This window comes from uncultured Victivallis sp. (genome assembly GCF_944391105.1).
GTDB lineage: Bacteria > Verrucomicrobiota > Lentisphaeria > Victivallales > Victivallaceae > Victivallis.
Genome location: NZ_CALXSK010000001.1, coordinates 120,906 through 147,155, shown reverse-complemented (window position 1 = coordinate 147,155; position 26,250 = coordinate 120,906). Strand labels below are relative to the sequence as shown.

At 59.3% G+C, this 26,250-nt stretch carries 21 protein-coding genes and 1 tRNA gene; 8 read left to right on the top strand and 14 right to left on the bottom strand.

What is annotated here, in order from left to right:
* Nucleotides 1-5 precede the first annotated feature (5 nt).
* A complete protein-coding gene (locus Q0K10_RS00610) occupies nucleotides 6-1,223 on the bottom strand; it encodes a hypothetical protein (protein ID WP_294501810.1) in 1,218 nt (405 codons plus the stop codon).
* A gap of 82 nt (nucleotides 1,224-1,305) precedes the next feature.
* Between Q0K10_RS00610 and Q0K10_RS00605 the strand changes: the two genes are divergently transcribed.
* Genes Q0K10_RS00605 through Q0K10_RS00595 form a run of 3 tightly spaced genes read left to right on the top strand, consistent with a single transcriptional unit; the run spans nucleotide 1,306 to nucleotide 4,756 of the window.
* Complete coding sequence (locus tag Q0K10_RS00605; protein ID WP_294501808.1) at nucleotides 1,306-2,505, top strand: ATP-binding protein; 1,200 nt, start codon at nucleotides 1,306-1,308, stop codon at nucleotides 2,503-2,505.
* Entirely contained in the window at nucleotides 2,502-3,287 is a 786-nt protein-coding gene (locus Q0K10_RS00600) for an MBL fold metallo-hydrolase (RefSeq protein WP_294501805.1), read from the top strand. The genes Q0K10_RS00605 and Q0K10_RS00600 overlap by 4 nt, the downstream gene beginning before the upstream one ends.
* Nucleotides 3,284-4,756, top strand: a complete 1,473-nt coding sequence (locus Q0K10_RS00595; protein WP_294501803.1) for a TIM barrel protein — start codon at nucleotides 3,284-3,286, stop codon at nucleotides 4,754-4,756. Before Q0K10_RS00600 ends, Q0K10_RS00595 begins: the two co-directional genes overlap by 4 nt.
* Nucleotides 4,757-4,823: 67 nt before the next feature.
* Here Q0K10_RS00595 and Q0K10_RS00590 read toward each other — a convergent pair whose 3' ends face one another.
* On the bottom strand, nucleotides 4,824-5,348 hold the full coding sequence (locus Q0K10_RS00590; RefSeq protein WP_294501802.1) for a hypothetical protein: 525 nt from the start codon (nucleotides 5,346-5,348) through the stop codon (nucleotides 4,824-4,826).
* A gap of 18 nt (nucleotides 5,349-5,366) precedes the next feature.
* The gene (locus Q0K10_RS00585; protein WP_294501800.1) at nucleotides 5,367-6,656 is read right to left on the bottom strand and encodes a 3-isopropylmalate dehydratase large subunit; all 1,290 of its coding nucleotides are present in this window, start codon (nucleotides 6,654-6,656) and stop codon (nucleotides 5,367-5,369) included.
* A 155-nt stretch (nucleotides 6,657-6,811) separates the two neighbouring features.
* Here Q0K10_RS00585 and Q0K10_RS00580 point away from each other — a divergent pair, with 155 nt between their 5' ends.
* Nucleotides 6,812-7,369: an XRE family transcriptional regulator gene (locus Q0K10_RS00580; RefSeq protein WP_294501797.1), complete on the top strand. Its 558-nt coding sequence runs from the start codon at nucleotides 6,812-6,814 to the stop codon at nucleotides 7,367-7,369.
* A 33-nt stretch (nucleotides 7,370-7,402) separates the two neighbouring features.
* On the opposite strand, the gene Q0K10_RS00575 is transcribed toward Q0K10_RS00580, so the two are convergent.
* The 3 genes from Q0K10_RS00575 to cysS form a co-directional block, all read right to left on the bottom strand.
* Nucleotides 7,403-9,187 carry an ATP-binding protein gene (locus Q0K10_RS00575; protein ID WP_294501795.1) on the bottom strand — a complete coding sequence of 595 codons (1,785 nt, stop codon included), beginning with the start codon at nucleotides 9,185-9,187 and terminating at the stop codon, nucleotides 7,403-7,405.
* 13 nt (nucleotides 9,188-9,200) lie between these two features.
* Nucleotides 9,201-9,896: a response regulator transcription factor gene (locus tag Q0K10_RS00570; RefSeq protein ID WP_294501793.1), complete on the bottom strand. Its 696-nt coding sequence runs from the start codon at nucleotides 9,894-9,896 to the stop codon at nucleotides 9,201-9,203.
* A 98-nt stretch (nucleotides 9,897-9,994) separates the two neighbouring features.
* A complete protein-coding gene (cysS, locus tag Q0K10_RS00565; protein WP_294501791.1) occupies nucleotides 9,995-11,404 on the bottom strand; it encodes a cysteine--tRNA ligase in 1,410 nt (469 codons plus the stop codon).
* 220 nt (nucleotides 11,405-11,624) lie between these two features.
* On the opposite strand from cysS, the gene Q0K10_RS00560 reads away from it, so the two are divergent.
* Nucleotides 11,625-11,714: transfer RNA gene (locus Q0K10_RS00560), tRNA-Ser, on the top strand.
* A 285-nt stretch (nucleotides 11,715-11,999) separates the two neighbouring features.
* Here the strand turns inward: Q0K10_RS00560 and Q0K10_RS00555 are convergent.
* Nucleotides 12,000-13,595 (bottom strand): DUF2079 domain-containing protein, encoded by a 1,596-nt coding sequence (locus Q0K10_RS00555; RefSeq protein ID WP_294501789.1) that lies wholly within the window; start codon nucleotides 13,593-13,595, stop codon nucleotides 12,000-12,002.
* Between the two features lie 65 nt (nucleotides 13,596-13,660).
* Here Q0K10_RS00555 and Q0K10_RS00550 point away from each other — a divergent pair, with 65 nt between their 5' ends.
* A complete protein-coding gene (locus Q0K10_RS00550; protein WP_294501787.1) occupies nucleotides 13,661-15,088 on the top strand; it encodes a hypothetical protein in 1,428 nt (475 codons plus the stop codon).
* Here the strand turns inward: Q0K10_RS00550 and Q0K10_RS00545 are convergent.
* The 6 genes from Q0K10_RS00545 to Q0K10_RS00520 are packed head-to-tail and all read right to left on the bottom strand — an operon-like array spanning nucleotide 15,041 to nucleotide 22,325.
* Nucleotides 15,041-16,306, bottom strand: coding sequence for a nicotinamide-nucleotide amidohydrolase family protein (locus Q0K10_RS00545; RefSeq protein WP_294501785.1), 1,266 nt, complete (start codon nucleotides 16,304-16,306; stop codon nucleotides 15,041-15,043). The two genes, Q0K10_RS00550 and Q0K10_RS00545, sit on opposite strands and share 48 nt — an antisense overlap.
* Nucleotides 16,303-17,412, bottom strand: coding sequence for a glycerate kinase (locus Q0K10_RS00540; RefSeq protein WP_294501783.1), 1,110 nt, complete (start codon nucleotides 17,410-17,412; stop codon nucleotides 16,303-16,305). The genes Q0K10_RS00545 and Q0K10_RS00540 overlap by 4 nt, the downstream gene beginning before the upstream one ends.
* Nucleotides 17,409-18,083, bottom strand: a complete 675-nt coding sequence (locus Q0K10_RS00535) for a hypothetical protein (RefSeq protein WP_294501781.1) — start codon at nucleotides 18,081-18,083, stop codon at nucleotides 17,409-17,411. The genes Q0K10_RS00540 and Q0K10_RS00535 overlap by 4 nt, the downstream gene beginning before the upstream one ends.
* 2 nt (nucleotides 18,084-18,085) lie before the next feature.
* Nucleotides 18,086-20,089, bottom strand: coding sequence for a pilus assembly protein TadG-related protein (locus Q0K10_RS00530; protein ID WP_294501779.1), 2,004 nt, complete (start codon nucleotides 20,087-20,089; stop codon nucleotides 18,086-18,088).
* A 7-nt stretch (nucleotides 20,090-20,096) separates the two neighbouring features.
* The gene (locus Q0K10_RS00525) at nucleotides 20,097-20,618 is read right to left on the bottom strand and encodes a hypothetical protein (RefSeq protein WP_294501777.1); all 522 of its coding nucleotides are present in this window, start codon (nucleotides 20,616-20,618) and stop codon (nucleotides 20,097-20,099) included.
* 30 nt (nucleotides 20,619-20,648) lie between these two features.
* Nucleotides 20,649-22,325, bottom strand: coding sequence for an AMP-binding protein (locus Q0K10_RS00520; RefSeq protein WP_366942903.1), 1,677 nt, complete (start codon nucleotides 22,323-22,325; stop codon nucleotides 20,649-20,651).
* 220 nt (nucleotides 22,326-22,545) lie between these two features.
* Here Q0K10_RS00520 and Q0K10_RS00515 point away from each other — a divergent pair, with 220 nt between their 5' ends.
* Nucleotides 22,546-23,544: a diaminopimelate dehydrogenase gene (locus Q0K10_RS00515; protein ID WP_294501773.1), complete on the top strand. Its 999-nt coding sequence runs from the start codon at nucleotides 22,546-22,548 to the stop codon at nucleotides 23,542-23,544.
* Between the two features lie 174 nt (nucleotides 23,545-23,718).
* Here the strand turns inward: Q0K10_RS00515 and Q0K10_RS00510 are convergent, their stop codons facing one another.
* Nucleotides 23,719-24,780: a hypothetical protein gene (locus tag Q0K10_RS00510; protein ID WP_294501771.1), complete on the bottom strand. Its 1,062-nt coding sequence runs from the start codon at nucleotides 24,778-24,780 to the stop codon at nucleotides 23,719-23,721.
* Nucleotides 24,781-25,283: 503 nt separating this feature from the next.
* Here Q0K10_RS00510 and Q0K10_RS00505 point away from each other — a divergent pair.
* The gene (locus Q0K10_RS00505; protein ID WP_294501769.1) at nucleotides 25,284-26,195 is read left to right on the top strand and encodes a GNAT family N-acyltransferase; all 912 of its coding nucleotides are present in this window, start codon (nucleotides 25,284-25,286) and stop codon (nucleotides 26,193-26,195) included.
* Nucleotides 26,196-26,250 lie beyond the last annotated feature (55 nt).

The window sequence follows — 26,250 nt, the reverse complement described above, 5'->3', positions numbered from 1 at the left end:
GCGGCTTATTTCGGCGCTTCGAAGATGAGCCGTTTCTGCCAGCGGCGCGGCTTCACGGTGAGGAGAAAGATGTTCGCGCGGTTGTCGACGAGAATGAGTTCCGGTTCGGCGCTCGATGTGCGCGGGAAGAGCCGGAACATCCGACCGGCCATGCGTGGGCGCAGTTCGCCCGGAGAACAGGTCGCCTCCGGTTCGATTTCATTCGGGAGGAGATAGAGATTGATCGACTCCTTCTGCTCGATGCCGAGGAAGAGTTTGCGGTCGGCGACGCGGCAGCAGCCGATTCCGGTGACTCGTCCTTCAAGTCGCCGGAAGATTCCGCCGGCGTAGAGGTATCCTTTCCCGGAGGGATCCAGAAAAATCAGGACCGAGGCATCGTTGTCGGCGGCGAGCGCCCGGGATGGTTTGAAATCGTCCGGAATTTCCCGGCTTGAAATGAGTTCGGGAACCGGGGTTCCGGTATTGTAGAGCTCCATGCGGCCGTTTCCGTAGACGACGAGGCGGCTGCCGTCGGGAGTGAGCAGCAGTTCGGGTTCGCGCACGAGGGTCTGAATTGTCTGCGGGGATTTTTCGAAGGAGTCGTGGGGAATCATGAGGATGGCGTCGTCTCCCTTCAGATTGACGAAACTGTTCGAGGCGTTGAGTGCGAATGCGCGGATTTCCGCCGCAAACGGTTGCGATTCGCGCTTGATTTCCCCCGTGCGCAGATCGATTGCGATGAGGCGGTCCGGCTGTTGAAACGCCTCCTGGGCAAGCTGCGTTGCGATGATCTGCGTCGTTCCCGGCACGAATGCCGCGCCGGAGAGTTTGCGATCTTTGACCGGAAAGGCGCGGACGAGCTTGTCGTTGAGCAGATTGAAACAGAGAATGCGGGTTGCGTTCGGCCCCTTTTTCGCGCCGGTTTTCTCCAGCAGAACCAGCAGTGTCTCATCGGGAGAGAGAAGTGCGTCGACGAGGTTCGCTCCGCCGGTTACGCGCATCGGGTCGGGGGAAGGTGCCCAGTCGTAGATGACGCCGCCCGCGGCGACGATGGCGGCAAGTGCTCCCGGGGGAGTGTTTTCCCGGTTGTCCGCATTCGGGTCGCGCAGTTCAATGAGGTGGCCGGTCTCTTCCACTTCGGGCGCGGCCTCCTCCTCGTCAATCCGGATCAGCGGAGCGTCGGCGGAAAGGGAAAACGAGGCGAAGAGGATCGTCGCGGACAAAAAGAAACGGAAGATTTTCATGGTCCCCCCTCGGGCTTATTTGAGATTCCTTCATAATATGCTATTGTTATAATAGTATGACACCGAAAGGGGATGATTTCAAATGACGGTGAAAAAAAATTTCCTGGATCGCTTCAGTGAACGATTGGATGATGTCGATTCCGGCAGTCGCCAGGCATACATTCTCCGGCTCATGCGGGAGCGCGGGTTTCTCGAGACGGTTTTCAATGCGATTGAAGAGGGAATTCTGGTGATCGACCGCAATCTGCTGATCCGCTATCACAACCGTGCTGCGCAGGAGCTTCTTGCGCTGCCGGACGATCTGTCGGAGGTGCGCGCCTCGCAGCTGCTTCAGGGGGTTGACTGGGCGCGGATTTTAGGCGCGGACGAGAAGGAGTGGGTGCGGGTTGCCCGGCAGGAATTTGAAATTCTCTACCCGGTGCGTCGCTTTATTCAGTTCTATCTGGTTCCGTACCCGGGGGACAACACGCTGGCTGCGGTGATTTTCCGGGACGTGACCGAGAGCCGCGCCCGTACCATGGATGACATCGAGCACCAGAAGGGAGAAGCGGTTTCGATGCTCGCGGCCGGAGTTGCGCACGAGATCGGCAACCCGCTCAACAGCCTCTATTTGAATCTCCAGATTCTCGACCGCGCATTTGCGGCAGAGAAGGGCGACGGGGAGGATGCGCTCTCACGAGAAGAGGCCGCCGAGATGATCGATGCATGTAAATCCGAGGTCGAGCGGCTCGACAGCATCATTCATGGATTCCTTTCGGCGCTGCGGCCCGGCAGACCGCAGTTCACGCAGGTCGATGTGACCGCGCTGGTGGCGGAGGTGTTGAAATTCATGCGCGCGGAGATCGAGGCGCGCCTGGTTTCGGTCGAATGCGAGTGGGAGGATCATCCGCGTCCGGTTTCGGGAGATCCGGGACAGCTCAAACAGGTGTTTTACAATGTGATCCGCAATGCGGTCCAGGCGATGCCGAACGGCGGGCGGCTGTTGATTCGGAGTGTGTCCGATGCCGACGGGCTCACGGTTGAGTTTGCGGACTCCGGAACGGGGATCTCTCCGGACGAGCTTGGCAGCATGTTCAAGGCGTTCAGCACGAACCGGGCCGGCGGGAACGGAATCGGCATGATGGTGATCGAGCGGATCTGCCGGGAACATGGCGCTTCATTCGGTTTGCGGTCGATTCCGGGCAAAGGAACCGTATTCGAGATTCGATTCCCGTTTCCGGACCGGCGGATCCGGATGCTTCCCCCCGCCATGGAACATACGGAAGAGGAGGGACAACGATGAAATTCACGACGCTCGGCACCAGCCACGGAGAACCGACCCTGACCCGGTTCAACACCTCGACGCTGCTGGAATCGGGAGACGCCGCGTATTTGTTCGACGCGGGGGCTCCGGTCAATGCGCTGCTGATCCGGCACGGGGTGCCGTTCGCAAAGCTGCGTCACTTGTTCGTGACCCACATGCACGAGGATCACATCGGCGGGATTCCGGGGCTTGTGAAGTCTTTCGTCAAATATCCGGTTCCCGGCCAGAGGCTGGTGATTCACCTGCCGGAGCGGGAGGGAATCGACGCTGTGCTCGGGTTTATCCGGGCGACTCATCGCGGCTGGCCGGAGGGACTGGTCTCGTTCGATGTGATTGAACCGGGCATGGTGTGGGAGGACGGGGATGTTCGGATTCGGGCGTTCCCGACCCGGCATCTGGAGAACGAGCGCCAGGCGTTTCCGAGTTTCGGATTCGTGATCGAATCGGGAGGTCGGCGCGTGGTTTACACCGGGGATCTGAAATTTGATTTCAGCGATTTTCCGCGGGACGAATTCGGTTCGGAGGCGGACTGTTTCTGCGAGTGCACGCATTTTCCGCTGGAGCGGGCGGTGGAACTGCTCGCCGGATTGCCGATCCGTTCGATGGTTTTCATCCATGTCGCAGACCGCTGGCATGGAGAGGAGGGGGAGGCGGAGTTCCGCCGGTTGACGGAGAAACTGCCTTTCCCGGTATCACTTGCGCACGATGGAGACGAATTCGTCTTCCAGGAGTTGAGTTGTGAGAGAAGGAGGTGCCTATGAAAATTGCGCTGCTGGCTGATCTGCATCTGCCCGACTCGGAGCGGAGCGTCAAGGAGGAGGTGCTCGACTGGGCGCTTGCGACGGCGAAACGTCTGCACGCGGATCGCATCGTCGGAGCCGGAGACCTGACCGCGACCGGCTCTGCCGTTTCCGCAAAACGGCTGCGCTCAAAACTCATCGCAACCGGAATCCCGTACCTCCTGACGCCGGGCAATGCCGAAATGCGTTCGCCCGTCGACCGTGCGAAGGTGGCGGAACTTCTGGCGACGCCCGTGGAGGCTGAGGGAATCGTGCTGCTGGATACCTCCCGTTCGCGACTCTCCGGCCCGGCCCGGGCTCTGCTGGAAAAAAACGCGCCGGCGGGGGCGCTTGCCGTGACCCACTGTCCGCCCGACATCTGGCCGGAGGAGGATCGTGCGCTGCTGGAAAAGGCGTTCCGCTCCGGGCGAATCCATAAACTTGTCGCGGGGCACTGGCACATCGACGGGAGCTTTGAGCGGCTTGAACTCGTGCGCGGGCTCGATCCGGACAAGGCTTCCGGCGGTGCTCCGGCGCTGGTGATCTTCGACGGGGATCAGCGGCAGGATATTGTGTTTGACGATGCCGATCCCCGCAGCTGGCCGGAGGAGGAGCGCGAGGCGTTTCTCGACCGGCTCGGATGCTCGGGCATGAAGGATCCGGTCGGAGTCCTGTCGCGCGGCGGCGAGGCGGGAATGAAGACGTTTGAGCTGCGTTTCACCTCGCCTGACCGGATGTCCGATCCGGCGTTGCTGCGGGCGCTCGGCGACTGGCGCGCGGGCGGCGGCGTGATGCTTTCGCTGCATCTGCCCGACCTCGTCTGGCGGGATGGCGCGGTGCACGGGGAGTCCGAGCTCCGGGCGGCGGTGAGAACGGCGCTCGAACTCGGCTGTTCGCACGTGACCTGGCATGTGCCGCGCGTTTCGCTCGCGGATTTCGAGGCCGCCTGTGATCAATTGCTCGATGCCGCGGAAACTCCGGTTCGGCGGCTGCTTGACGAGGGGATCAGCATCGGCATCGAGAATCTCCACATCGTTCCGGGCGAGAGCGCCGAGGTGCGGAACTTCGGCTGTACGCCCGACGAGTGCCGTGAATGGATCGAACTTCTGCGCTGGCGGCTCGACTGCTGTTCGCGTATCGGGTTTCACTTCGATCTCGGACACGCGCGGAACAACGGAGCGCTTGCAAATCGATTTACGATCAGCGACTGGTATGAGGAGCTCGGCGACGAGATCAACGGACTTCATCTGCATCAGGTCACTCCGCGTCCGGACGGGAGTTTCTGCAACCACATGCCGCTCACGGAACCGTTCGGTTCACTCATTTCGCTCGCGTCACTGTTTCTCGGCTGGAAACGCGGCACGGTGAATCCATCGCCGATGTTTCTTGAGATCCGGGACGGCGATCCGGTCGAGAGCATGTGCCGGCTGCATGCGGCATTGCAGCCCTGATCCGGAAAAAAAACAGGCGCATCCCGGCTCTTGCCGGGATGCGCTTTCGCAGCCGGTCGGCCGCGCCTCAGTATTTGCTGTCGGCGTAGCTGACCCAGCCGCCCGCCTTCACGAGTTCAAGGTCGAACTCGCCGATGGTGAACGGATAGACCTTGCTGGTTTTCGCGTTGGAAACAGTAAAGGTCTTGTTTTCGAGATCGGTCGTGAGCGTGGCGTCGGTTCCGGCGAAGAGCTTGAAAAGCTCGTCGATCACGGCCGGTTCGAGCGAAATCGCCATGAGTCCGCAGTTGAACATGTTCTGGCGGAAGATGCGCGCGAAGTTTTCGGCGATGACAATGTTGATGCCGTTGCACTCGAGCACCCACGGCGCGTGTTCGCGCGAGGAACCGCAGCCGAAGTTTGCTCTGGTCACGATGACGCTCTTGCCTGCAATGTCCTTCTTCGGATCGAAGCCGGGCAGGGAGAGATCCTCAAGGCAGTACGGTTTCAGCGCAGCCTTGGTCAGCTCGGTCAGGTATTTGGCCGGGATGATTTCATCGGTGTTGATGTCGGAACGGTCGAGAAACAGGATTTTTCCGTTGAAGTTCTTCATTTTCAGATCCTTCGCTTCTTATTTGCCGGTGAAGAGCGGCGAGTTGGTGATGACTCCGGCGATGGCGGTCGCAGCCGCGGTTGCGGGACTCATCAGGTGGACCATGCCGCCCTTGCCCATGCGTCCGTTGAAGTTGCGGTTCGTGGTCGAAGCGCACGATTCGCCGTTCGCGAGAACGCCGTTGCTCATGCCGAGGCAGGCGCCGCAGGTCGGATTCGTCACGCAGAAACCGGCGTCCATGAAGATTTCGATAATCCCTTCCTTCAACGCGTCGCGGTAGATTTTCGGCGTCGCAGGCGAGACGATCGCACGGACGTTTTCGCTGATCTTCTTTCCCTTGAGGATTCCGGCGGCGATGCGCAGGTCTTCGAGGCGGCCGTTCGTGCAGCTGCCGATGTAGATCTGGTTGACCGGAGTTCCTTCCATTTCACGGACGGTTTTGACCTGGTCGGGCTTGTAGCCGAACGTGACCATCGGCTCGAGCTCGGAGACGTCCATGGTGACGACCTTGTCGTAGACCGCGTCGGCGTCGGGCAGCCACTTCGAATACTCCGCCAGTGCCGCTTCCCTGCTCGGAAAGTCGTTCTGAATGAACGGCCAGAGGAAGTCGACCGTGACCATGTCCGGATAGCAGACGCCGCAGGTCCCGCCCGCCTCGATCGCCATGTTGCAGAGCGTCATGCGCGAATCCATCCCCATCGCGTCGACGGCCGGACCGGTGAACTCGATGACCTTGTCGGTCGCACCGTTCACGGTCAGCAGCTTGATGACTGCGAGGATCACGTCCTTCGCGAAGACGCCCGCGCGCAGCTTGCCGTTCAGCACGACTTTGATCGTGGCCGGTTCGCGCATCGTGCAGACTCCCTTGAGGATGCCGACTTCGAGGTCGGTCGTGCCGACGCCTGCGGCGAATGCGCCGAACGCGCCGTGCGTGCAGGTGTGCGAGTCACCCATGATGACCGTGAAGCCCGGACGGACAAATCCCTTCTCCGGGAAGATCGCATGGCAGACGCCGTTTGCGCCGATATCGAAGAAATCCTTGATCCCATGACGTTTCGCCCATTCGCGCATCGTCTTGCCCTGCTCGGCGGTCTTGGAATCCTTCGCCGGGGTCACGTGGTCGATCACGGCTTTGATCTTTTCCGGATCGAAGACGCGGTCCTTGCCGATGGCGACAAGGTCGTTGATCGCGATCGGGGTCGTGATCTCATGACAGAACACCCGGTCGAGCGACAACACCCGCACTCCCGGCGCGGGCGTATCGACGGTGTGGGCGTCGAAAATCTTCTGGGCCAATGTCTTTCCCATTTTTCTCAAACTCCTTTGGACATAATTGGGGTTTCGTTTGCGGTCACGTTTATACAATACCACGGAATCAAAAAAAATTCAATATTTTTATAGATTTTAAATATAATAAACAAAAGTGGCGTTATATTAATAGGGAAACAAACGGGAGGTGCGGCATGGTGGAGAGTCGGATCGGGCGGCGGATTCGCCGGTTCAGGAAAGAGAAGAACTTGACCATCAGGGAGTTTTCGGAGATTTCCGGAGTGAGTACGGCGCTGGTCAGCCAGTTGGAACGCGGCATCGGCAATCCGAGTTTGTCGGTGTTAAAGTTAATCAGCGGAACACTCGGGATTCCGCTTTCGGCGCTGTTCAACGAGGAGATCGACAACGCTTCGCTGATTCGGCGGAGGACGGAGCACGAACGCATTCACAACCCGAACGAGAAGAGCGCGGTTTACTTCAATCTGACCCCCGGCCCGCTGAAGTCGAACGTCGAACTTCTGATGATGGTGCTCGGGCCGGGCCGTGAGACGAACCGCGATTTTTCGCAGCACTTCGAGGAGGAGATCGCGTTCCTGCTCGAAGGGGAGGCGTATCTGGTTTTCGAGGATGAGGAGTTTCTGCTCGAACCCGGAGACGCGGTGCGCATCCTCCCCTCCCGCAGGCACAAACTGCGCAATGCCGGGGAGAAGCGCGTGCGCGTGCTCTTCATCAAGAGCCGGAACAACGGCTGAACATGTGTGACCTGCTTCTCCGACACTACCGCTTCAGCTTGAGGCGACCGGGAGTTTGAGGCTGAACGTGCTGCCTTCACCGGGGCGGCTCTTCACCTCGGCTGAACCGTGGTGCAGCTGCATGATGTGCTTCACAATGGCCAGTCCGAGTCCGGTTCCGCCGGCTTTGCGGCTTCGTGCCTTGTCGACGCGGTAAAAACGTTCGAACAGCCGTTCGAGATGAGCCGAGCCGATGCCGCAGCCGTGATCGATCACTTCCAGAATCGCGAATCCACTTTCCGAATGGAGGCGGATTTTCACCTCGTTCTTTTCGCCGCTGTGCTTGATCGCATTGTCGATGAGGTTGACGATCGCCTGCTCCATGAGCTGGGGGTCGATCCGGACGGGGGGATCGTCAACGATCTCGGTGACGAGCCGGATTCCGGCCTCCTCCGCCCGCGGCTCTTCAAGTTTGACCGCCGAACCGATCACCAGCGAGAGCGCGGCGTTCTCAAGTTCGCACTCTTCGCCGAGCGCGCGGCACTCGAGCTGCGAAAGACTCAGAATGTCCTGAACGAGGCTGTTCAACCGTTCGGAATGCGTCGCGATGATTTCCAGGAACCGCCTTGCATGTTCCGGTTCGTCGAGCGCGCCGTCCTGAAGCGTTTCGACCGCGCCGCGGATCACGGTGAGCGGCGTCTTGATCTCATGGGAGACGTTTGCGACGAAATCCCGCCGGAAGTTTTCGAGCTTGCGCAGCTGTGTCATGTCGTAGAACACCAGCAGAATCCCCTGGCGCGTATCCTCGTTCCAGCGCAGCGGGCAGCCGCGGACGCGCAGCTGCTTGTCCCCCTCGGGGAGCGGAAACGTGAATTCCGCTTCGGCCGGATTGCCGGTCTTGCGCAGCTGTTTCAGAAAATCGTCCAGCGCCTCGTTTCGCAGCAGGGCTGCCGCCTGGCGATTGCGCGGATCGCCGTGGATCTGAAAGATCCGGCGCGCCGCACGGTTCGTGTCGATGATGACTCCCGCCGCATCGAGCACGATGACCCCTTCGGAAAGCGCAGCAAAAATCGCATCCCGCTCGTTCTTTTCACGTGAAATCTCGTCGATTCTGGCTTTGAGTTCTTCCGCCATGCGGCTCACGCTGTCGCCGAGTTCCCGGATCGCGCCATGTTCCGGAACCGGCAGCTTCGCGTCGAGGTCGCCCGCGGCGATTTTCGCCGAAGCGCTGCGCAGTGCCCGGATCGGCTGCGTGACGGTCTGAAAGAGAAAGTAACCGATTCCCGCCGCAATCAAGATCGTGACGACTACGGCCCATACGACGTCGATCCGCGCCTTGCGGACGATCCGGTCGATCTCGTGAATCGAAAACGCCGTCCTCAGAACGTAGTTTTCCCCTTCCACGGCCAGCGGCATGGCGCAGTAGATCATCCGCTGCCCGCTGGTTGCGCTGTGGCGGATCGTCGAGAAGGTGGTTTCCCCCTGGTTGAACGCGGAGATCGCCTCGGCGATCTCCGGACGCCGCCGGTGATTGTCCATGTTCGCGGGATTTTCATCGGAGTCGGCGATGATTTTGCCGGAGTTGTCGATGAGGGTCATGCGGGTGCCGGTCGCCTTCCCCTCCATCATGAAGAACTTCTGCAGCGCGGAGAGATCCCGGTTCCGGATCAGCCGCGCCGCCTCGATGGAGAAGAGCCGGGCACGGCTCTGGAGCTCCTGCTGGGTGCGTTCAACGCTGAACTGTTCCAGCGAGGTCGACTGCCACCAGGCGAACACCGAGAGCCCCAGCGCCACGACCAGAAAAACGACGGGCCAGGAGACGAACAACGTATTTTTCATTTTGCGTGGCCCTTCACTCCTGCGCGAACCGGTAGCCGACGCCGCGAACCGTTTCAATGAGTTCACTGTGGGAACCGAGTTTGCGACGAAGACTGACCATCTGCACGTCGACGGCGCGTTCGGTCACGGGGTAGTCGTCTCCCTTGACCTCATTGACGATCTGGCTGCGCGTGAACACCCATCCCGGCCGCCGCGCGAGCAGGTAGAGGATTTCAAACTCCGAACAGGTCAGCGAAAGCGCCACCCCGTCGAGCCGCGCCTCTCGTGTGCCGCGGTTCATGAAGAGTGCGCCGCGTCGAAGCGTCGAGCCGGACTCCTCCGTCTCCGCCGGATTGGCCCGGCGCAGAACCGATTTGATCCGTGCAACCAGCACTTTCGGGCTGAACGGTTTCGTGAGATAGTCATCGGCTCCGACTTCGAGCCCGGTCACGATGTCGCTCTCTTCGGACTTCGCCGTGAGCATGATGACCGGAATCGAAGCGGTCCTCGCATCGCGCCGGAGTCGCCGACAGACCGAAAGCCCGTCCATGCCGGGCAGCATGAGATCCAGCAGAATCAGATCCGGGGCGAATTCCTGCGCCTGAGTCAGCGCCTCCTCGCCGGAGTCGCAGAGCCGGACCCGGTCGAACCCCTCCTTGTTGAGGTTGTATCGGATCAGCTCCTGGATCGCTTCCTCATCCTCAACCACGAGTATTTTCTCTTTCGCCATCAGGAAATTTTCTCCTTTGTTTAAGTTGAGGATAATGTAGTTCCGGAATGTTCGAATCCGGTGTTTCGGGTGTTAGAATTCCGTTAAACCGCTTCCTGTCACGCCTTTTTCAGCCGGTATTCGTTGCCGGGCTGATCCTCGACGACGAACCCGAGTTTCCCGATTTCGGCGCGGAGGCGGTCGCTTTCGGCAAAGTTCTTTGCCTTGCGCGCCGCTTTGCGCTCTTCGGCGAGCGCGACGACTTCCGGCGGAAACTCGGCCGTGCGGACCGCGTCGACCTCGAGCGCTCCGATCACGGTGTCGAATTTGCGGAACGCCGCAAGAATGCGCTCAGCACCTGACTTCGTAAGTTCACCGGAGTCGGCGAGTTTGTTGCCCGTGCGCAGCAGCTCGAACATGGCCGCGAGCGCTTCGGAGATGTTCAGATCCTCGGCGATCGCGGCGGAGAACGCCGCCGCCGCGGAGGCGACAACCTGTTCCGCTTCGGAGCATTCTCCCTCTTTGGTGACGGCGCGCATGCGGTCGAAGAATTCGTCGAACCGGGTGAGCGTTTCGCGCGCCTGGCCGATGGCGTCGAGTGTGAAGTTCAGTTTTTTGCGGTAGTGGGCGCCGATCAGCACCCAGCGGATTTCGCGCCCTTTCCAACCCATTTTGAGCAGGTCGCGCAGCGTGTAGAAGTTTCCGAGCGACTTGGACATCTTTTCGCCGTTGACCATCAAATGCGCGCAGTGGAGCCAGTAGTTGACCCATTTTTTGCCGGTGGCGGCTTCGCTCTGGGCGATCTCGTCCTCGTGGTGCGGGAACATGTTGTCGATGCCGCCGGTGTGGATATCGAATGCGTCGCCGAGGTATTCGCTGGACATGGCGCTGCATTCGATGTGCCAGCCGGGACGGCCCTTGCCCCACGGGGAGTCCCACGCGACATCGCCGTCGAGTTCATCCCACGCTTTCCAGAGGGCGAAGTCTGCGACGGAATCCTTGGCATATTCATCGTTCTTGATTCGCACGCCGGAACGCTGGTTTTCCCGGTCGATTCTGGCGAGTTTGCCGTAATCGGGGAATTTGTCGATGGAGAAGTAGATCGAGCGGTCCTCGGCCTGATAGGCGTACCCTTTCTCCATGAGGATCGAGATGAGCCGGATCATCTGCGGAATGTGATCCGTGGCGGCGGGATAGACCTCGGCCGGCTCGATATTGAGTGTTTTGAGGTCCTCGAAGAACGCTTGTTTGTATTTTGCGGTGAATTCGCGCAGCGGGAGTCCGGCGGCGCGGGAATCGCGGATGGTTTTGTCGTCGACGTCGGTGAGGTTCATGACCTGATGAACCTTGTAGCCGAAATATTCGAGCGTGCGCCGCAGCAGATCCTCGAACATGTAGGCGCGGAAGTTGCCGATGTGGGCGTAGTTGTAAACGGTCGGGCCGCAGGTGTACATGCCGACTTTGCCGGGGCGGATCGACTGAAACGGGACGACACGCCGCTCCATGGTATTGAAGAATTCGAGACTCATCGTATTTCTCCGTTCGGGTTGTTTGCCACTGTCACGGCTATAATTTACCGTCGCGGAGCCGGATTTACAACAAGGGGAGGGGAATTTTTCGTTTGAAATCGCGTGCGGCTGCGGAATCCGGGAGGGTCGTGGAGGAGATGCGTGGATTTTCCGTGTTTTTTTGCGGTGACGGGTTTGAATTTCCGGAAAAGGCGTGTTATTTTATGAAAACACACCAGTCGGAGAGATGGCTGAGTGGTCGAAGGCGGCGGTCTCGAAAATCGCTATATCCTTACGGGTATCGAGGGTTCGAATCCCTCTCTCTCCGCCATTCCATGTCCGAAGTATCCCCAGAAATTTCATCTCGGATTTTCTTCTCCCCCCGGCTTTTTCGTATTGGCGAATCCGGCACTTTACGATGTTTTGCGTCCATCGGTTCAGGAGCGATTGCAGGAGAGCGGCGGCGTGATCCGGCAGGCAGTGCCTGGCTGAATGGAGAGCGGCGAAACCGTTCCGGCCCCCGGAATCAAGTCCGCAATGGGCAGGGTGCGCGACCCGGAGCATCCTCCGGTATGTTTGTTCCCCCGTTATTTGGACGCCGTGTCCTTCTGCCGGACTATCGGGAGGAAGAGTCCGCAACTGCCGCGCGCCGGTAAATGACCAGCACCCCGCCGGGATCGTCGATGAGGCCGTACTCTTGCGAGGATAGAAGCGAATCGAGCAACGTGTTGAGTTCGTAGAAATTCTCAATCTTTCCGCAGTAATTGTTGCGGTCCAGGATGAAGAAGTCCGCACGGAACGGCGGCGGATTCCCCAGGCCGATGATCGGGAAATCGAAAACTCTGGTTCTGGGAAGAAAATAGACCGCCGGCTCATTCTGGCAGGCGACCGTATTTTCCGGAGTGATCGGAAGCTGTTCGAACAGTGCGCGTGCGCCGTCCGCGTGCAGCAGCCGTTTCAGCATCTCCTGCCAGTAGGAAGGACGCAGCGGCAGCGAGAGAATTCCCCCTTGCGAGGGCAGAATTCCGTCGAGCGTGTATTGCGCATAACGCGCCAGCGGCAGATCGCAGCAGAAAATGTGCGACCCCAGCATCAGCACGGCAGCTCCCGCCAGTGCCGGTTGGCGCAGCCGGCGCAGATTCCGTTTTTTCCGAAGCAGAACCCGCAGGGTCCGGGCCCCGTAAAATGCGGCGATCGGAGTCACTGCGATCAGGGCGGAACTGTAATGGCTCATGAGCCATTGCTGGTGTGGAAATTCCGATACAAGCTGAATGCCGATCACCGGCAGCCACAGCAGCACGAATCCTTTCCAATCTCCGAGCGGCAGCAGCGCAAAGGGAACGAGAACGCTCAGTACGACCCCCGGCATGCTCGGGTTGAAGAATCGTTCGATCATCGCGACGGCGTTGTTCATGGTTTCCGCGACGGTCGGCGCGAGCAGCTCATAGCGTCCATAGTGGAAATAGGGGACGTTCAGAATGTACGGATAGTAGATTTTCAACACGAAGAATACCCAGAAAAGCGACGCCGCGATCGCCCCGACGCCCCACCACCGCCTGCCGCGTTGCGCGAGCAGCCAGAGCCCGGTCGCCCCGACCGGAACGACAAAATCCTCCTTGACCAGAGGCGAGAGCGCCAGAAGCAGGAAAAATGGGATCATCCGCTTCCGTTCCAGAAAATAAAACGCTCCCAGAAAGAGCGGCGGAAAGAGGCACTCCGCATGGAAGTCGAAGAGCACGAGCCGGGAATAGTAGGGGTTGAAGAGGTACATCGCCGTCAGCAGCAGCGGGAAAATCCCCTTCCGGAAACGGAGTTTCGCCGTCGCAAAGAGCAGCGGCGCGGAGAACGCCAGCGACGCCGCCTGAATCAGAACAAGCCACATCTGAGTGTCATAGATCCAGTAGAGCGGGGCAAAAAGCAGAATCGCCGGGGAAAAATGGTCGAACGGCCCCCGGTAATCGACCATCAGGCCGCGTCCGTTCGCCGCATTGCGCAGGATGGAGTCATAAATGCCGAAATCCCAGGCCCCCATCTGCATCGCCTCAAGTTTATACCAGCCGAGAGCCGTATAGACCAGGAAAAATGCGAGTGTCAGAAACCACAGAAGACGCGTTTCCTGCTTCTCCGGAAAGGAGAACCTGAGACGCTTCGCCCCCGCGGCCGCCGCAAATGCCGCCGCAAAAAGAATGATGAGAAAAAGATAGTAGTTCATGTCTGGTAATCTAATGCGTGAATGCGATTTTTCCAGTTGTAAATCCGGATTTTGTCTGCTATTTTATGAAAAGTATGAAGTTCGATTGGAAAAAGTTCGATTATTTTCTTCTGTTTGCCGCCGCCGCGACGCTGCTTGCGTTGTGGTATCCGGGCGATACGGTGTGGCTTCGCGACGAGGCGCGGCTGATTGCCCTGGCGCTTGACGCGAATGAAGCGGGCCGCCCCGCACTGCACGGACTGCCCGGCTCGACCGGGGTCGCCTACGGCGCGTTGATCGTCTGGCTCAATCAGCTTCTTCTGCTCGCGACTTCCGATCCGGTGGTGATTGTGGCGATCAAAGGGGCTCTGCTGCTCGGGCTCTGCTGGGGAGCGCTGCTGCGGCTCGCTCGTTGTCTGCATCTTCCGGCGGGGCCGGGGGCGGCGCTCTGGTTCTGCTCCCCTTTTATCTGGTTTTATCTGCGCATGCCGTGGGACAACATCTGGCTGCTGCCGATGTCGCTCTGGTACGTGGTCTGCGCCGCACACTTTTTCCGCGACGGTCGGATGAGTATGGTGGTATGGGCGGGGGGGCTGTTTGCGTTGATGTTCTATCTGCATCCGGTTTCAGTGGCGATTCCGCTCGGATTTGCGGCGGGGGTGCTGCTGTTCCGGTTCGAACTGTTCCGGCGGGAGTGGTGGAAATTCTGCGCTGTCGGGGCGGGGGTGTTGATTGTGCTTTCCCCGTTTCTTTATCGGTGCATCCGGGGGTACTCGCCCGACGTCGGTGCGATTCGGGTTTCGTTCCTCACCGCGCTGGGCGGGGTCGTCAAATGCTGGCAGAATCTGACTGCATTCGGATTCACGGACCGGTTCGCGCCCGAGGTCGGACTGGGAATTCCGGGAATGTGGGTCGTTCTATCGATTCCCGTGATCGTGTTCTTCATGATTCTCGGTGCGATCGTGGTGATCCGGAGGTGGCGGAGGAAGGAGCTCAATACGTTCGACCGCCTCTGTGTCTGCGGTGGAATCACGGTTGTTTTTCTGGCCGTGGAGCTTCTGGTTCTCCGGGTCGAACCGCAGACGCACTACAATTCGGTCGTGGCGTTCGCGTGGCTGCTGCTGGCATGGCGTGGATTCACGGCACTGCGGGGCGACTACCGGAAAACGGCGGAGATTGTGCTCTGTGCAGCGCTGATTCTGGAACTGCTTCTGCTGGCGGATTTTTCGCGACTGGTTCATCGCTATTCGGGCGGCAGTTCGGAGTATTTCGGCACGACGCTTGCGCGGCAGTGGCGGGTCGTTCGGAGCCTGACCGCCGCGCATCTGGCGAATCCGGCCCTCACGGTCGAGCTTGAAGTAGACCGCTTCCGGGAGGAGCCGTTGCCGCTTCAGGTGTTGATCCGGCTGGCGTTGCGTTCCGAAAAGCTTCCCGACGTCGGTCCCGCGCCGCGCAGTGCGAAACTGCTACCGTCCCGCAGCGGCAGCGGTATCGACCTCGTCCTCATGGAGTAGGCGATAGAGCATCAGAAGCGCGTTCCCGCAGCTGCGTTCCCGTACGCTGTCGCGGTCGCCGGTGAAATGGAATTCCTGCACGATCCGTTTTTCTCCGGCCCGGACGCCGATGTAGACGAGTCCGACCGGTTTGTTGGTGTCGTCGCTCGCGGGGCCCGCGATGCCGGTCACGGCGACGGCGCACTCCGCTCCGAATTGTTCCGCGGCTCCGTCGACCATCGCCGTTGCGCACTCGGCGCTGACCGCGCCGAACGAATTGAAGATCTCCCGGGGCACGCCGAGCAGCCGATGTTTGAGTTCGTTGCTGTACACGACCGCGCCGCCGAGGTAGCTCCTTGAAGATCCGGGGATCGCGGTCAACGCGGCGGAGATCATGCCGCCGGTGCAGGATTCCGCTGTGACGAGATGCCACTTCCGTCGTTCGAGTTCGGCGAGAACCGGGGCCGGCAGCGCAAGTTCTCCGAAGGGGAGGGGGGCCGGTCCAGCGAGGGTTCGGGCGAGTTCCGCGGCTTTGTGCACCTGCTCCCGGTCGGCGCCGGAGACGAATACCCGCGTCCCCGACGGAGTCGCGCAGTACGCGAGTTCGACCGGAAAGGAGGAGAGCGCCTCTTCCAGACGCACCTGAAGTTGAAATTCCGGTTCTCCGGCTGCGAGGAATCCGAGGGTGTACTCGTGTCCGGTTTGTTCCGGCGTCGCTGCAAGTTCCGGCAGCAGCGCCGCCTTCACCATCGGTTCGAATTCGCGCGGCGGCCCCGGCAGCAGATAGATGCGTCGTGTGCGTCCGCCGTAAACGGTTTCGATCCGGTAGCCGGTGGCGGAACCGTTCGGATTCGGCAGAAAGACCGCTCCCTCCGGCGCGCGAGCCTGGCGCAGAACCGGTTTCGGAACCCGCCCGCGGTGGCGAAGTCCCCAGAATTGTGTGACCTTCTGCACCAGTTCCGGATGCGGTGCAAGTTCGAGGCCGAAAAAGCGGGCGGTCGCGTCAAGCGTGATGTCGTCCCGGGTGGGGCCGAGCCCTCCGGTCACGATCAGCGTATCGGCGCTGTCGAGCGCCTCCGAGAAGGCGGCATAAAGATCCCGCTCGTGATCCCCGGCCGTGAGCGCGAGGCGGATCGCAAGACCGATCGAGCCGAGTTCCCGGCCGAGAAACGCGAGATTGGTATTGAGGGTGGTTCCCTTGAGAAGTTCAGTTCCTGTGGTGATGACGGCGATGCTCATAGATGACCTTTCAGAATTCCGGCGAGACTGCGTCCCATGCGGCGCAGATTTTCCGGCGTTTGTTCAAATGCCTGCTCCAGCGTTCCCGGGCCGGAGGCGACGGAGAAACAGCCCGCGAAACACGCGGCCCGGAAATCCGGTTCGATCGAACCGGAACAGAGGATTGTGCGAACCCCCTTCGCCGCCGCTCTTGCTGCGACGACGGCGCAGAGTTTTCCGTCGAGACTCTGGAAATCGGTGCGCCCCTCTCCGGTCACGACCCAGTCGGTTCCGTCAAGATGGCGGTCGAACTGCGCGAGATCGAGCAGCAGCGCTGCGCCCGACTCCATGCGCCCTCCGAGTTTCCGCAGCAGAAAACCGACTCCGCCGGCCGCTCCGTCGCCGGGAGAGTCCCCCGGGTCGTTCCAGAGTTCCGCCCAGCGGATCAGCCCGCGTTCGAGCCGTTCGACTTCCGCGGGGGAGGCCCCTTTCTGCGGCGCGAAAATCCGGGCGGCTCCGCGCGGACCGGTGAGCGGATTGGTCACGTCCGAAGCGATGCGGATGACCGATTTGGCTACTCCCGGATGCAGCCCGGCGACATCGAGAAACGCGATGCGTTCCAGAACGCCACCCCCCGCTCCTGCCGGAATCTCCCGCCCTGCCGCGTCACGGCAGAGTCCGCCGAGCGCCTGAAAGAGCCCGATCCCTCCGTCGACGGTCGCGCTTCCGCCGATGCCGATGACGAAGTTGCGGATTCCCGCGTCGAGCAGGTTTCGCAGTTGCTCGCCGACCCCGAAGGTCGTGGTCCGCAGCGGGTCACGCCCGGATTCCGGTATCCGTTCCAGTCCGGCGGCTTCCGCCAGTTCGAGGAGTGCGCATCCGGAGGAGAGCAACGCGTGATGCGCCATGACCGGTTCTCCGAGCGGCCCGCTGACGCGACACTCTTCCAGACGCCCGCCGGTGGCGCGTGCGGCCGCCTCGACCGTCCCCTCTCCACCGTCCGCGAGCGGCAGCTCAATGATCGTATCCCCTGGCGAAATTTCCCGGATCCCTTCGGCGAGATACGCCGCTACCTGCGGCGACCGGAGACAGTTCTTGAAGGAGTCGGGGGCGAGAATCCACTTCATAATCCACTCTCTTTCTGCTCTGTATCGGCGGCGGCAGGCATGTAGACCTGATTCGCCGGGCTGGTGTAGAGCAGCGTGTCGTTGATCCGGATTCCGAACCATTCGTGGAAGGCGTTCCGCATTGCGCCGGAGGCGTTCTCCTGATATCCCGAATCGAAGTTGCTGACCGGATCGATTGCGGAGTTTCCGGTCCCCTGAACCAGATCGGCCGCGTTGTATGCGTTCGACAAGCTCCCCGTGAAGTCTGACTCGAAGCGCGTATCAAACGTGCGCGGGCTCATCCAGCGGTAGGCGTAATCGGCGTTTTCCGACGAGTGAATCTCCCCGGAAGCGGCGGACTGCACGTTGTCGACGGAGGACCCGAGCCGGGAACGAACCGTGTAATCCGCCGCCGAAAACGGTGTGACAAGATCGGAATCCGGCCCCACATCGGTCCGGGTATAGTGCCAGCCGGACACCTCCGTCAGGGCGGTGCGCGGCTCGATTCCGACCCGGGCGCCCCGTTCCGCCGCGACTTTTGCTGAGAGCAGCGTGCGGTTGTCCGCGAGCGCAAGCCCCGCAACGAAGATGACGCCGAGCATCATGGCGATGAGTCCGACCAGCATCGCGGTCAATTCGAGCATCGCCTGGCCGGATTCGGCGCAGCGTCTGGAAAAGCTGTTTCTTCTCATCGTCAGATCCTCGGTGGGCCGGGCTGCGTATCCGGCTTGTTTTGAGATCCGCCGAATCCGGGGCCGCTGCCGCCGGTTCCGCCGCCGACGCTGTACAGCACAGTCGGATCCTGTTCGTCGTTCGTCACGATGTGGCCGGTCGAGTCGACCACGATATATTCCGAACTTCCCGGCGACCGGAAAAAGCGGTTGGCGACTCCGCCGTTCAGATAGTCGGTCACCTCCTTGATTCCCCGTTCCGCGGAGGTGTACACCGTGCAGATCTGCGGCTCCTGCAGCCAGCCGGCGCCGTCCGGGTTGCTCTGCGAATAGACGAAGCTCCGGTTGTCGAAGAGCTGATCCGCCCGTGCCCGGTAGGCGCGATCGAAGGAGTCGGCATTCCACGACGGATTCCAGCCGTAATAACGGAATCCGGGGCCGTCGGTCAGATATTGCAGCGCCTGCAAATAGATTTCGGTTCCGATCGGCGGGGAATCGGTGTAGTCGAAGAGCGACTCCTGGGTCGAAAGCCAGTTCAGGAAGCGGTCGAGCGCCGAATTCGCAGTCCGCAGCACCCCGAAGCCGTAGGGCAGCGGCATGTAGGTCGGCGTGAGCGTCGTATTGTCGAACACCGGCAGGATGACCGGAACGGTGATCGGCGGGAGTTCGCCGTCGAGTTCTCCGAGCACCTTGGCGATCGCGCCGGGACGGTAATCGGTGGTGTTCTCGCCCGAAGCGGTCGAAGTCCGCCTGGCGCCGATGCGACGGCGGAAGAGGTTGTTGCCGTCGTCATCGCTCTTCCAGTCGTTGTGGCGGAACCGTTTGTCGAGCGCCATCTGCCGCGTCCCGTCGGAGGGCGAGGAGTCGTAGTCGTAGCGCGAAACCATATCCAGCACCACCGATCCCTCCGCGTAGGCGGCGGGCCCTTCGTAGACATATTGCGGCTTGACCGGCTTTCGCAGCACGCCGGCCTCGTACCACCAGCTGAAATGGTCGTCGTCGTAACTGCTGTAGTTCCGCCGGTAGTACTCCGGATACCAGAAGTTGTCGTAGAGACAGAAACGCAGCGAAGGCATCTCTCCCGGACGGTAGACGGTATGGTTCGGCAATGTGCTCTGGATCAGGTTGTAAGTCGCGTCGTCGTAACCTCCGGCGCTGAATTCCACCCCGAGCGTGAAGATTTCGCTCTCGTTCGGGAAATCCGCCATCGCGTAGTCGATGTTCCACCACCTGCCCTCATAATCCGCGTCGGTCTTCTCTTTGACGAAGGGATAGATTTCGCCGAGCCAGCTGCTCTGGGCCGGGGGATCGGCGGCTTTGATTTCCGCCCGGTGCTGAAGGATTTCCGCATACAGCGCGTTTCTGGCCAGCCCCGCCGGTTCCACGATCGGATTGCCGGCGACGCGCGCGTTCGGAAAGACCGCCACCATCTGGTCGACAATGCTCTGCACCATGTTGCGGTAGGGCTCGCGCCACTTGAAGTTGTTGACCGTCTCGACGTCGAGATAACGGCGGTTTTCATCGAGCAGGTCAACATAATCCTGCAGCGGTTTGCTTTGCGGATGGTACAGGTCGAGGCTCACTCCGCCCGGGTTGAGCCCGTTCTGCTTGGCCGCCTGCTGCGCGGCCGCGAAACCGACCAGCGGTCCGAGGAATGAGATGCGGGTCTGCATTTCAGTCAGGATTCCGACGCGGGAGAGCAGTTCTCGTTCCCGTTGTTCTTCCGCGTCAAGCCCGGCTTCCGGGAGGTATTCCGGCCAGGGATCGTCCGGTTCGAGCATGGTTTCACACGCCTTGATGAGATTGATTTCACCGATGAGGTTCAGCGACTCCTTCTGCCATTCGGCTCCCGCGAGCGCGGCGGCCTGATGGGCGGTTTCGACCTTGTATTTCGCGCGGATCACATTGTGCACATCGAAGATCAGCAGAATGCCGAGCAGCAGGATCAGCATCATGATGATCCCGGTCAGCAGAACCTGTCCCGACTCTCCGGCGCGGCGGCCCGTATGGCGTTTCCCCGACAGCATCTGCCCGTCACTCCATGTACAGCAGCGAATAGTTGTAGGTCTGAACGCTGCCGGAGGGTTCCGGATTGTCCGCGATTCCGAGCAGTGCGGCAAAGCCCGGTCCGAGCAGCGGAGCGTTCAGAAGTCGCACCGTGCCGCTTGCGATGGTTCCGGTTCCTGCGGTGAAATAGAGTTCCGGATCGTTCGACTTCTGCGGATACCAGTACTCATAATAGATGCCGCTCGCGTCGCCGGAGGTCATGTAGTTCGTCGCCCCCTGTGTTTCGGAGACGTTGCTGCTGCCGCGTCGTTTGCCGGAGATGCTGATCGCCGCTACGCGCGCGGCGCGCATGCAGAAGTTCGGCCGGTAGCCGAGCGCCGCCGACTTCGCCGTGTAGAAGGCGGCATATTCGCAGAACTGCTGCTGGATGCACCAGTAGAAAATCTGCAGCATTCCGAAAAAGAGCAGACACAGAATCAGCAGCGCGGCGACCGATTCGAAAATCGCCGCGCCGCGTTCACCGGAACGGCGGCGTTTATTTCCGGTCATGACTCCTCTTTCTCCCGGTTTCCGGAAAGGTTATTCCTCCCAGTTCTGTCCGGTCTGGGCGTGACGGCGGAGCACATCGCGCTTGATCTTGCCGGAGAAGGTCTTGGGCATGTGCGCGACAAATTCGATTTCGCGCGGATACTTGTAGGGGGCGGTCTCGCGTTTCACGAACTGCTGGAGTTCGCGCACGAGACTTTCGGTCGCTTCGAAGTCGGGCCGCAATACGATGTACGCCTTGACTTTCGCCCCGCGCAGCGGATCCGGGGCTCCGACGACGGCGACTTCGAGCACGGCAGGATGTTTCGCGAGCACGTCCTCGACTTCCGACGGGCTGATCCGGTAACCGGAGCTCTTGATGATGTCGTCGCTGCGTCCGATGAACCAGAAATAGCCGTCCTCGTCGCAGTAGGCGCGGTCGCCGGTGTAGTAGTAGTCGCCGATGAAGGAGGCGGCATTCTCTTCGGGCTTGTCGAGATATTCGACCATAAGCCCGACCGGCCGATGTGGTTCAAGGCAGAGTGCAATGCGCCCGTCCTCGCCTTTTTTAACGGGGTTGCCGTCGTCGTCGTGCAGTTCGATATCCCAGCCGGGGGCGGGTACGCCCATCGAACCGGGTTTGACTTTCATGCCGAGGAAGGTTCCGATCATGCAGACGGTTTCGGTCTGGCCGTAGGCTTCGCGGATGGTAAGGCCGGTGCTTTCCTTCCAGAGCCGGATGGTTTCGGTCTGCATGGGTTCGCCCGCGGTCGTGCAGTGCTTGAGCTCCGAGAAGTCGAAGCGGGAGAGGTCTGAGAGCGTGAGCATCCGGTAGACCGTCGGCGGGGCGCAGAAACTTGTGATCTCATATTTTTCGATGAGCGGCAGAAGCTCGTCCGCGTGGAATTTCCCGCGGATGTCGTAGATGAAGATGCAGCACCCGACGATCCACTGGCCGAAGTAATTGCCCCAGAGGTTCTTCCCCCATCCGGTGTCGGAGACGGTCATGTGCAGGTCGTTCGAAGTGAGTCCGTGCCAGAGTTCGGCCGTGACGCGGTGGCCGAGCGCGTAGGCGTGGTTGTGCAGCACCATCTTCGGATATTTGCTCGTTCCGCTTGTGAAGATGAGCAGCATCGGCATGTCGGATTTCGTGCGGATCTTGACCGGGCTTTTGACCTCGCGTTGAGAAAGTTTCGCATTGGGTCCGGCGATTTCGGCGCGGTAGCTGATCCAGTTCGGCCGCTCGCCGTCGACGAGGAGCCGCGAGGCGAGCGCGGGGCACTCATCGTAGATTTCGTCAAATTTATAGGCGTTTTCGGTATCGGTGATGATCATTTTGAACTTGCCGAACTTGACCCGGAACTCAAGGTCATGCGGCGTCAGAAGCGTCGGGGAAGGGCACTGGATCGCGCCGAGCTTGATCAGCGCCAGAGAGAAGATCCACCACTCCGGCAGCCGTGGAAGCATGATCATGACGCGGTCGCCGCGGGTGATCCCGTGTTTCAACAGCAGATTCGCCGCCTGGTTCGAGAGGCGGGAGAGGTCGTGGAACGTGAACCGTTTCTCCTCGCCCTTCTGGTTGCGCCAGATCATGGCGAGTTTGTTGCGGTCTTTCTCGGCCCACCGGTCGATGACGTCGTAGCCGAAGTTGAAGTATTCGGGGGCCTCCACCGGAAACGACTCCGGAAATGGCGGAATGACAACCGGAGTTTCGCTTTTCTTATTTATCATTTTCTGTAATATGAAATTAGGTTGACGCGGATTGGTTCCGCATTTTCAATATGATTCTGAAAAATACTATAACACCGGCAACGGCAAAACGCAACCTTCTCCCGGTTTTTTCGAATCGGTTTTCCAGAAAAAAAAGAAGGTTTCTGTTGAAAAAAAAAGGTTGCCGGAGTATTGTAAAAGGATTTTTCACCGGAACCGAATTTCAGGAGGATTGGATTTTATGGAAAAGATTCGTGTGATGATTGTCGGATACGGCAACGTCGGCCGCGGCGTGAAGCTCGCGCTCGGCCGCAATCCCGATATGGAGCTCGTCGGCGTCGTCAGCCGCTCGCCGGAGCGCGTGAAAAAGGAGCTGCCGGACGTCCCGGTCATGGCGATCACGGATGTGGAAGGGTGGCAGAAGGCGTTCCGCCCCGACGTGGCGATTCTCTGCGGCGGCTCGAAGAACGATCTGCCGGTGCAGGGACCGGAGTTCGCGAAGTATGTGAACACGGTCGACAGCTTCGACAACCACAGCCGGATTCCGGAGTATTTCGCCTCGGTCGACGCGGCGGCGAAAGCGGCGGGCCATGTTTCGGTCATTTCGACCGGCTGGGATCCGGGCATCTTTTCGCTTGAACGCGTGCTCGGCGGGGCGTTCGTGCCCGGCGCGCGCGCCTACGGATTTTACGGACTCGGCGAAAAGGGGGGACTCAGCATGGGCCACTCCGACGCGCTGCGGACGATTCCGGGTGTGAAGGACGCGCGTCAGTTCACGCATGCGATTCCCGAGGCGATCGAGCGCGTCCGGCGCGGTGAGAATCCGGCCTTCGAGCCGGGCGACATGCACACGCGCGAGTGCTTCGTCGTGCTGGAGGAGGGCGCGGACAAGGAGGCCGTCACAAAGGCGATTCTCGAGATGCCCGGTTACTTTGCTCCGTACAAGACCACGGTGAACTTCGTGAGCCAGCAGGAGCTTGACGAGAAGTACAAGGGCTTCCCGCACGACGGGCTTGCGATCGCGGTCGGCGAAACCGGAAACGGCAACGTCGCGCGTGTCGAATACCGCTGCATCTGGGGGAGCAACCCGGAGGCGACGGCGAACGTGCTCGTCGCTCATGCGCGTGCGGCGGCGCGGCTTGCGAAGGAGAAGCGTTCCGGCGCGTTCACGATTCTCGACATTCCGGCGGCCTACTTCACGACGCTTTCGCGCGAGGAGCTGCTGAAACACTGGATGTAATTCCTGATTTTTCCGCACGGCGGCGTTTCCCTGCAATCCGGGGTACGCCGCTTTTTTTATCACTCCTCAGTTTCCAGAGGCCAATAGTCGGTAAGAAATGGTTTTACTTTGCTGAAGATGTCATCTTGAATGACTCTGCCGGCAGTATTGCAGTCGATTATGAAAAAATCATGGTTATTTATTGATATTGAATTTATTAAATGATTTTTCAAGATCGACCAACCTGGTGTTTTGAATTTTCTTGATCAAGGTGTTCGTATCAATATCAAGATTTAATTTATTTTCTTTTAGCCATAAAACACATTGATCCATGTGTTCCATCGATGAATCATCCCAAAACGAGGTTGCTGGAAATTTATCATCAAGAAGAGAAAATGAGGCTGCTGCTTCGTTCCTGAGAGTTATTTTTTCAGGCATTGAATCATGGCCGAAAAATCTCTCTCTTTTATCTTCTTTCAAAAGTATAGTTAACTTCTCCATCAATGATGGCTGTTTTGTTATTGCTGCCCCTATGATGACATAAAATAAATCAAAGTTGTTGCTTGTGTCAATATGGTCTATCAGTTCAGACAATCGTTCAACAGCAGTTTTATCTCCATCAGAGGCCAGCAGAATTGTTGAAAATAATGGAACTGCATGAGATTGTTTATGACGACGACCCTGCAGTAATTTCCGGCTTTGCGATTGATAAAAATGGTATAATTTCCCCTTGTTTGCATCGGACAGGATCCAATATCCATAGAATTTGATCTTGTTCAGTTTCAGGTTGTCAACAATAAAATCCTGGGTGTTTTCTGTATATCTGCTTAGAGGACAATCTGACAAAAGCATGTGATTTACATATTTAACCGCTGAATCATTATGGGCATTTTTGATAACATAATCTATCGTCTCACTGGCGACATCGTCATCAAGTTTGTTTTGTTCCGCTATGATGAAATCAATACAGAAGAGGAAAAGTTCATTATCCGTTACGACATCATTCAGCAGTTTAACATCAGAAGGTGATTTTATCTGTGAAAATAATATTGACAACTCATACTTTATGATCGTGATTGATTTTTCTCTTATCTTTACGCGTTCTGTTGGATTAAGTTTTTCATTTGAACGCATTTCGGCTACAGCAGCAATGGCATCAGTTATATTGTCTTTTCTGAATTTACCATCTCCACTGATTTCGGTGCAAACGGCAATCGAAAAGTATAGGAATGCAGCAGTTGATAACAGTCTGCGCATGTTTTTTATATCCTCATTTTATCTGTAGAAGTTACGGCATCCTCCGGCGGTCTGCGTCTCTCACCCCTCAATGGGACAACTTTTCGCTGAAAGATCGGTGTAAAGGCCTTGGAGTTACTATATACCATTGCTTATGGATTGCAAGTCCTCTGAAATCGGCTTCGTCCAGTGTCGGGCTCAGGCAGGTTTCCATGGTACGATGCGGAACTCGACGGTACACGAGTCCTCCAGGTGATTACCGTTTGCTCACCGACTCCTGACCGAGTTCTAACTGCTTCTCCCTTTCGTTTCCGTCGCGTTGTGATATTTTATCCGAAGAAAGCCGGAAACGTATTCGCAATCCGAACTATGTGTGCATAATATGTATATCGATAGTTGTTTTTATGTACACATTTTTTCGATTCCAGGGTGGAATATACTCTTTTTTGAGCGGGAAAACGATTCTGGCACGCCGTTTGCTTAAAAAATGACAGAGACACATCTCCAAAGAGAAAGGAGCTATTATGATGACATTGATCGTACAGACGCTGTGTTCGGATAAAGTCCGGGGAAATATCGACCACTGGCTGCACCATCTCCCGGTTCGGCGGGAGTCGCCGGTTCTGGTCGAACAGGAGCACTTCCGGTTGAAACTTGCGGAGACCCCCTCCGAGGTCGCCGCGGCGCAGCGGCTGCGCTACCGTGTCTTCAAGGAGGAGCAGGGACGGCTGACGACCTGTTCCGGCGGCATCGACCGTGACCGGTTCGACCGCTACTGCCGCCATCTGCTCGTCCAGGAGAAGGCGGGCGGTGACGTGGTCGGAACCTATCGCATCCTTTCGGGAGAGGGGGCGGCCGCGGCCGGGAATTTCTATTCCGAGGAGGAGTTCGCAATTTCGGGACTTGCTCCACTGCGGCGGCGGATGTGCGAAGTGGGCCGTTCCTGTGTGGCGCCGGAGTTCCGCAGCGGCGCCGTGGTCGGGATGCTCTGGGGCGGGCTTGCCGCGCTGCGCTGCCGCCCGAAACCGTCGAAGTCGCTGATCGTGAGCTACGCCCGCCGCTGTCGTCCGCATCCGCAGACGGCGTTCGACTACCTCTTCGGCTGCGCGAGCCTCGAGGAGAGCGACCCCGCCGCCGCGCTGGCGCTCTACGAATATTTCCGGCGCAACAATATGGTCAGTGACCGGCTCTCCGCGACGCCGCGCCCCGGGTTCGAACTCGATCCGGTCGATCCGTCGGAGGTGGACCGCTGTCTCGAGGAGCGCGGCTCCGGCATGATCCGGACGCTGCCGCCGCTCTTCAAGGGATACATCAAGCTCGGGGCAAAAGTGTGCGGTCCGCCCGCTTACGACCGGGAGTTCGGGACGATCGACTTCCTGATCCTCCTCGACATGCGGGAGATTCCGGAGCGTTACGCAAAACACTTTGTCAAGTGATTTTTCACAACGGATCACCGCAAAAAAAGTTTTCCGGATTGAAAAAAACGGCCGG

Bases quoted from the DNA above. Each gene is read 5' to 3' on its own strand.
- Q0K10_RS00610 (WP_294501810.1), bottom strand. From the start codon at position 1,223: ATGAAAATCTTCCGTTTCTTTTTGTCCGCGACGATCCTCTTCGCCTCG.
- Q0K10_RS00605 (WP_294501808.1), top strand. From the start codon at position 1,306: ATGACGGTGAAAAAAAATTTCCTGGATCGCTTCAGTGAACGATTGGAT.
- Q0K10_RS00600 (WP_294501805.1), top strand. From the start codon at position 2,502: ATGAAATTCACGACGCTCGGCACCAGCCACGGAGAACCGACCCTGACC.
- Q0K10_RS00595 (WP_294501803.1), top strand. From the start codon at position 3,284: ATGAAAATTGCGCTGCTGGCTGATCTGCATCTGCCCGACTCGGAGCGG.
- Q0K10_RS00590 (WP_294501802.1), bottom strand. From the start codon at position 5,348: ATGAAGAACTTCAACGGAAAAATCCTGTTTCTCGACCGTTCCGACATC.
- Q0K10_RS00585 (WP_294501800.1), bottom strand. From the start codon at position 6,656: ATGGGAAAGACATTGGCCCAGAAGATTTTCGACGCCCACACCGTCGAT.
- Q0K10_RS00580 (WP_294501797.1), top strand. From the start codon at position 6,812: ATGGTGGAGAGTCGGATCGGGCGGCGGATTCGCCGGTTCAGGAAAGAG.
- Q0K10_RS00575 (WP_294501795.1), bottom strand. From the start codon at position 9,187: ATGAAAAATACGTTGTTCGTCTCCTGGCCCGTCGTTTTTCTGGTCGTG.
- Q0K10_RS00570 (WP_294501793.1), bottom strand. From the start codon at position 9,896: ATGGCGAAAGAGAAAATACTCGTGGTTGAGGATGAGGAAGCGATCCAG.
- cysS (WP_294501791.1), bottom strand. From the start codon at position 11,404: ATGAGTCTCGAATTCTTCAATACCATGGAGCGGCGTGTCGTCCCGTTT.
- Q0K10_RS00555 (WP_294501789.1), bottom strand. From the start codon at position 13,595: ATGAACTACTATCTTTTTCTCATCATTCTTTTTGCGGCGGCATTTGCG.
- Q0K10_RS00550 (WP_294501787.1), top strand. From the start codon at position 13,661: ATGAAAAGTATGAAGTTCGATTGGAAAAAGTTCGATTATTTTCTTCTG.
- Q0K10_RS00545 (WP_294501785.1), bottom strand. From the start codon at position 16,306: ATGAGCATCGCCGTCATCACCACAGGAACTGAACTTCTCAAGGGAACC.
- Q0K10_RS00540 (WP_294501783.1), bottom strand. From the start codon at position 17,412: ATGAAGTGGATTCTCGCCCCCGACTCCTTCAAGAACTGTCTCCGGTCG.
- Q0K10_RS00535 (WP_294501781.1), bottom strand. From the start codon at position 18,083: ATGAGAAGAAACAGCTTTTCCAGACGCTGCGCCGAATCCGGCCAGGCG.
- Q0K10_RS00530 (WP_294501779.1), bottom strand. From the start codon at position 20,089: ATGCTGTCGGGGAAACGCCATACGGGCCGCCGCGCCGGAGAGTCGGGA.
- Q0K10_RS00525 (WP_294501777.1), bottom strand. From the start codon at position 20,618: ATGACCGGAAATAAACGCCGCCGTTCCGGTGAACGCGGCGCGGCGATT.
- Q0K10_RS00520 (WP_366942903.1), bottom strand. From the start codon at position 22,325: ATGATAAATAAGAAAAGCGAAACTCCGGTTGTCATTCCGCCATTTCCG.
- Q0K10_RS00515 (WP_294501773.1), top strand. From the start codon at position 22,546: ATGGAAAAGATTCGTGTGATGATTGTCGGATACGGCAACGTCGGCCGC.
- Q0K10_RS00510 (WP_294501771.1), bottom strand. From the start codon at position 24,780: ATGCGCAGACTGTTATCAACTGCTGCATTCCTATACTTTTCGATTGCC.
- Q0K10_RS00505 (WP_294501769.1), top strand. From the start codon at position 25,284: ATGATGACATTGATCGTACAGACGCTGTGTTCGGATAAAGTCCGGGGA.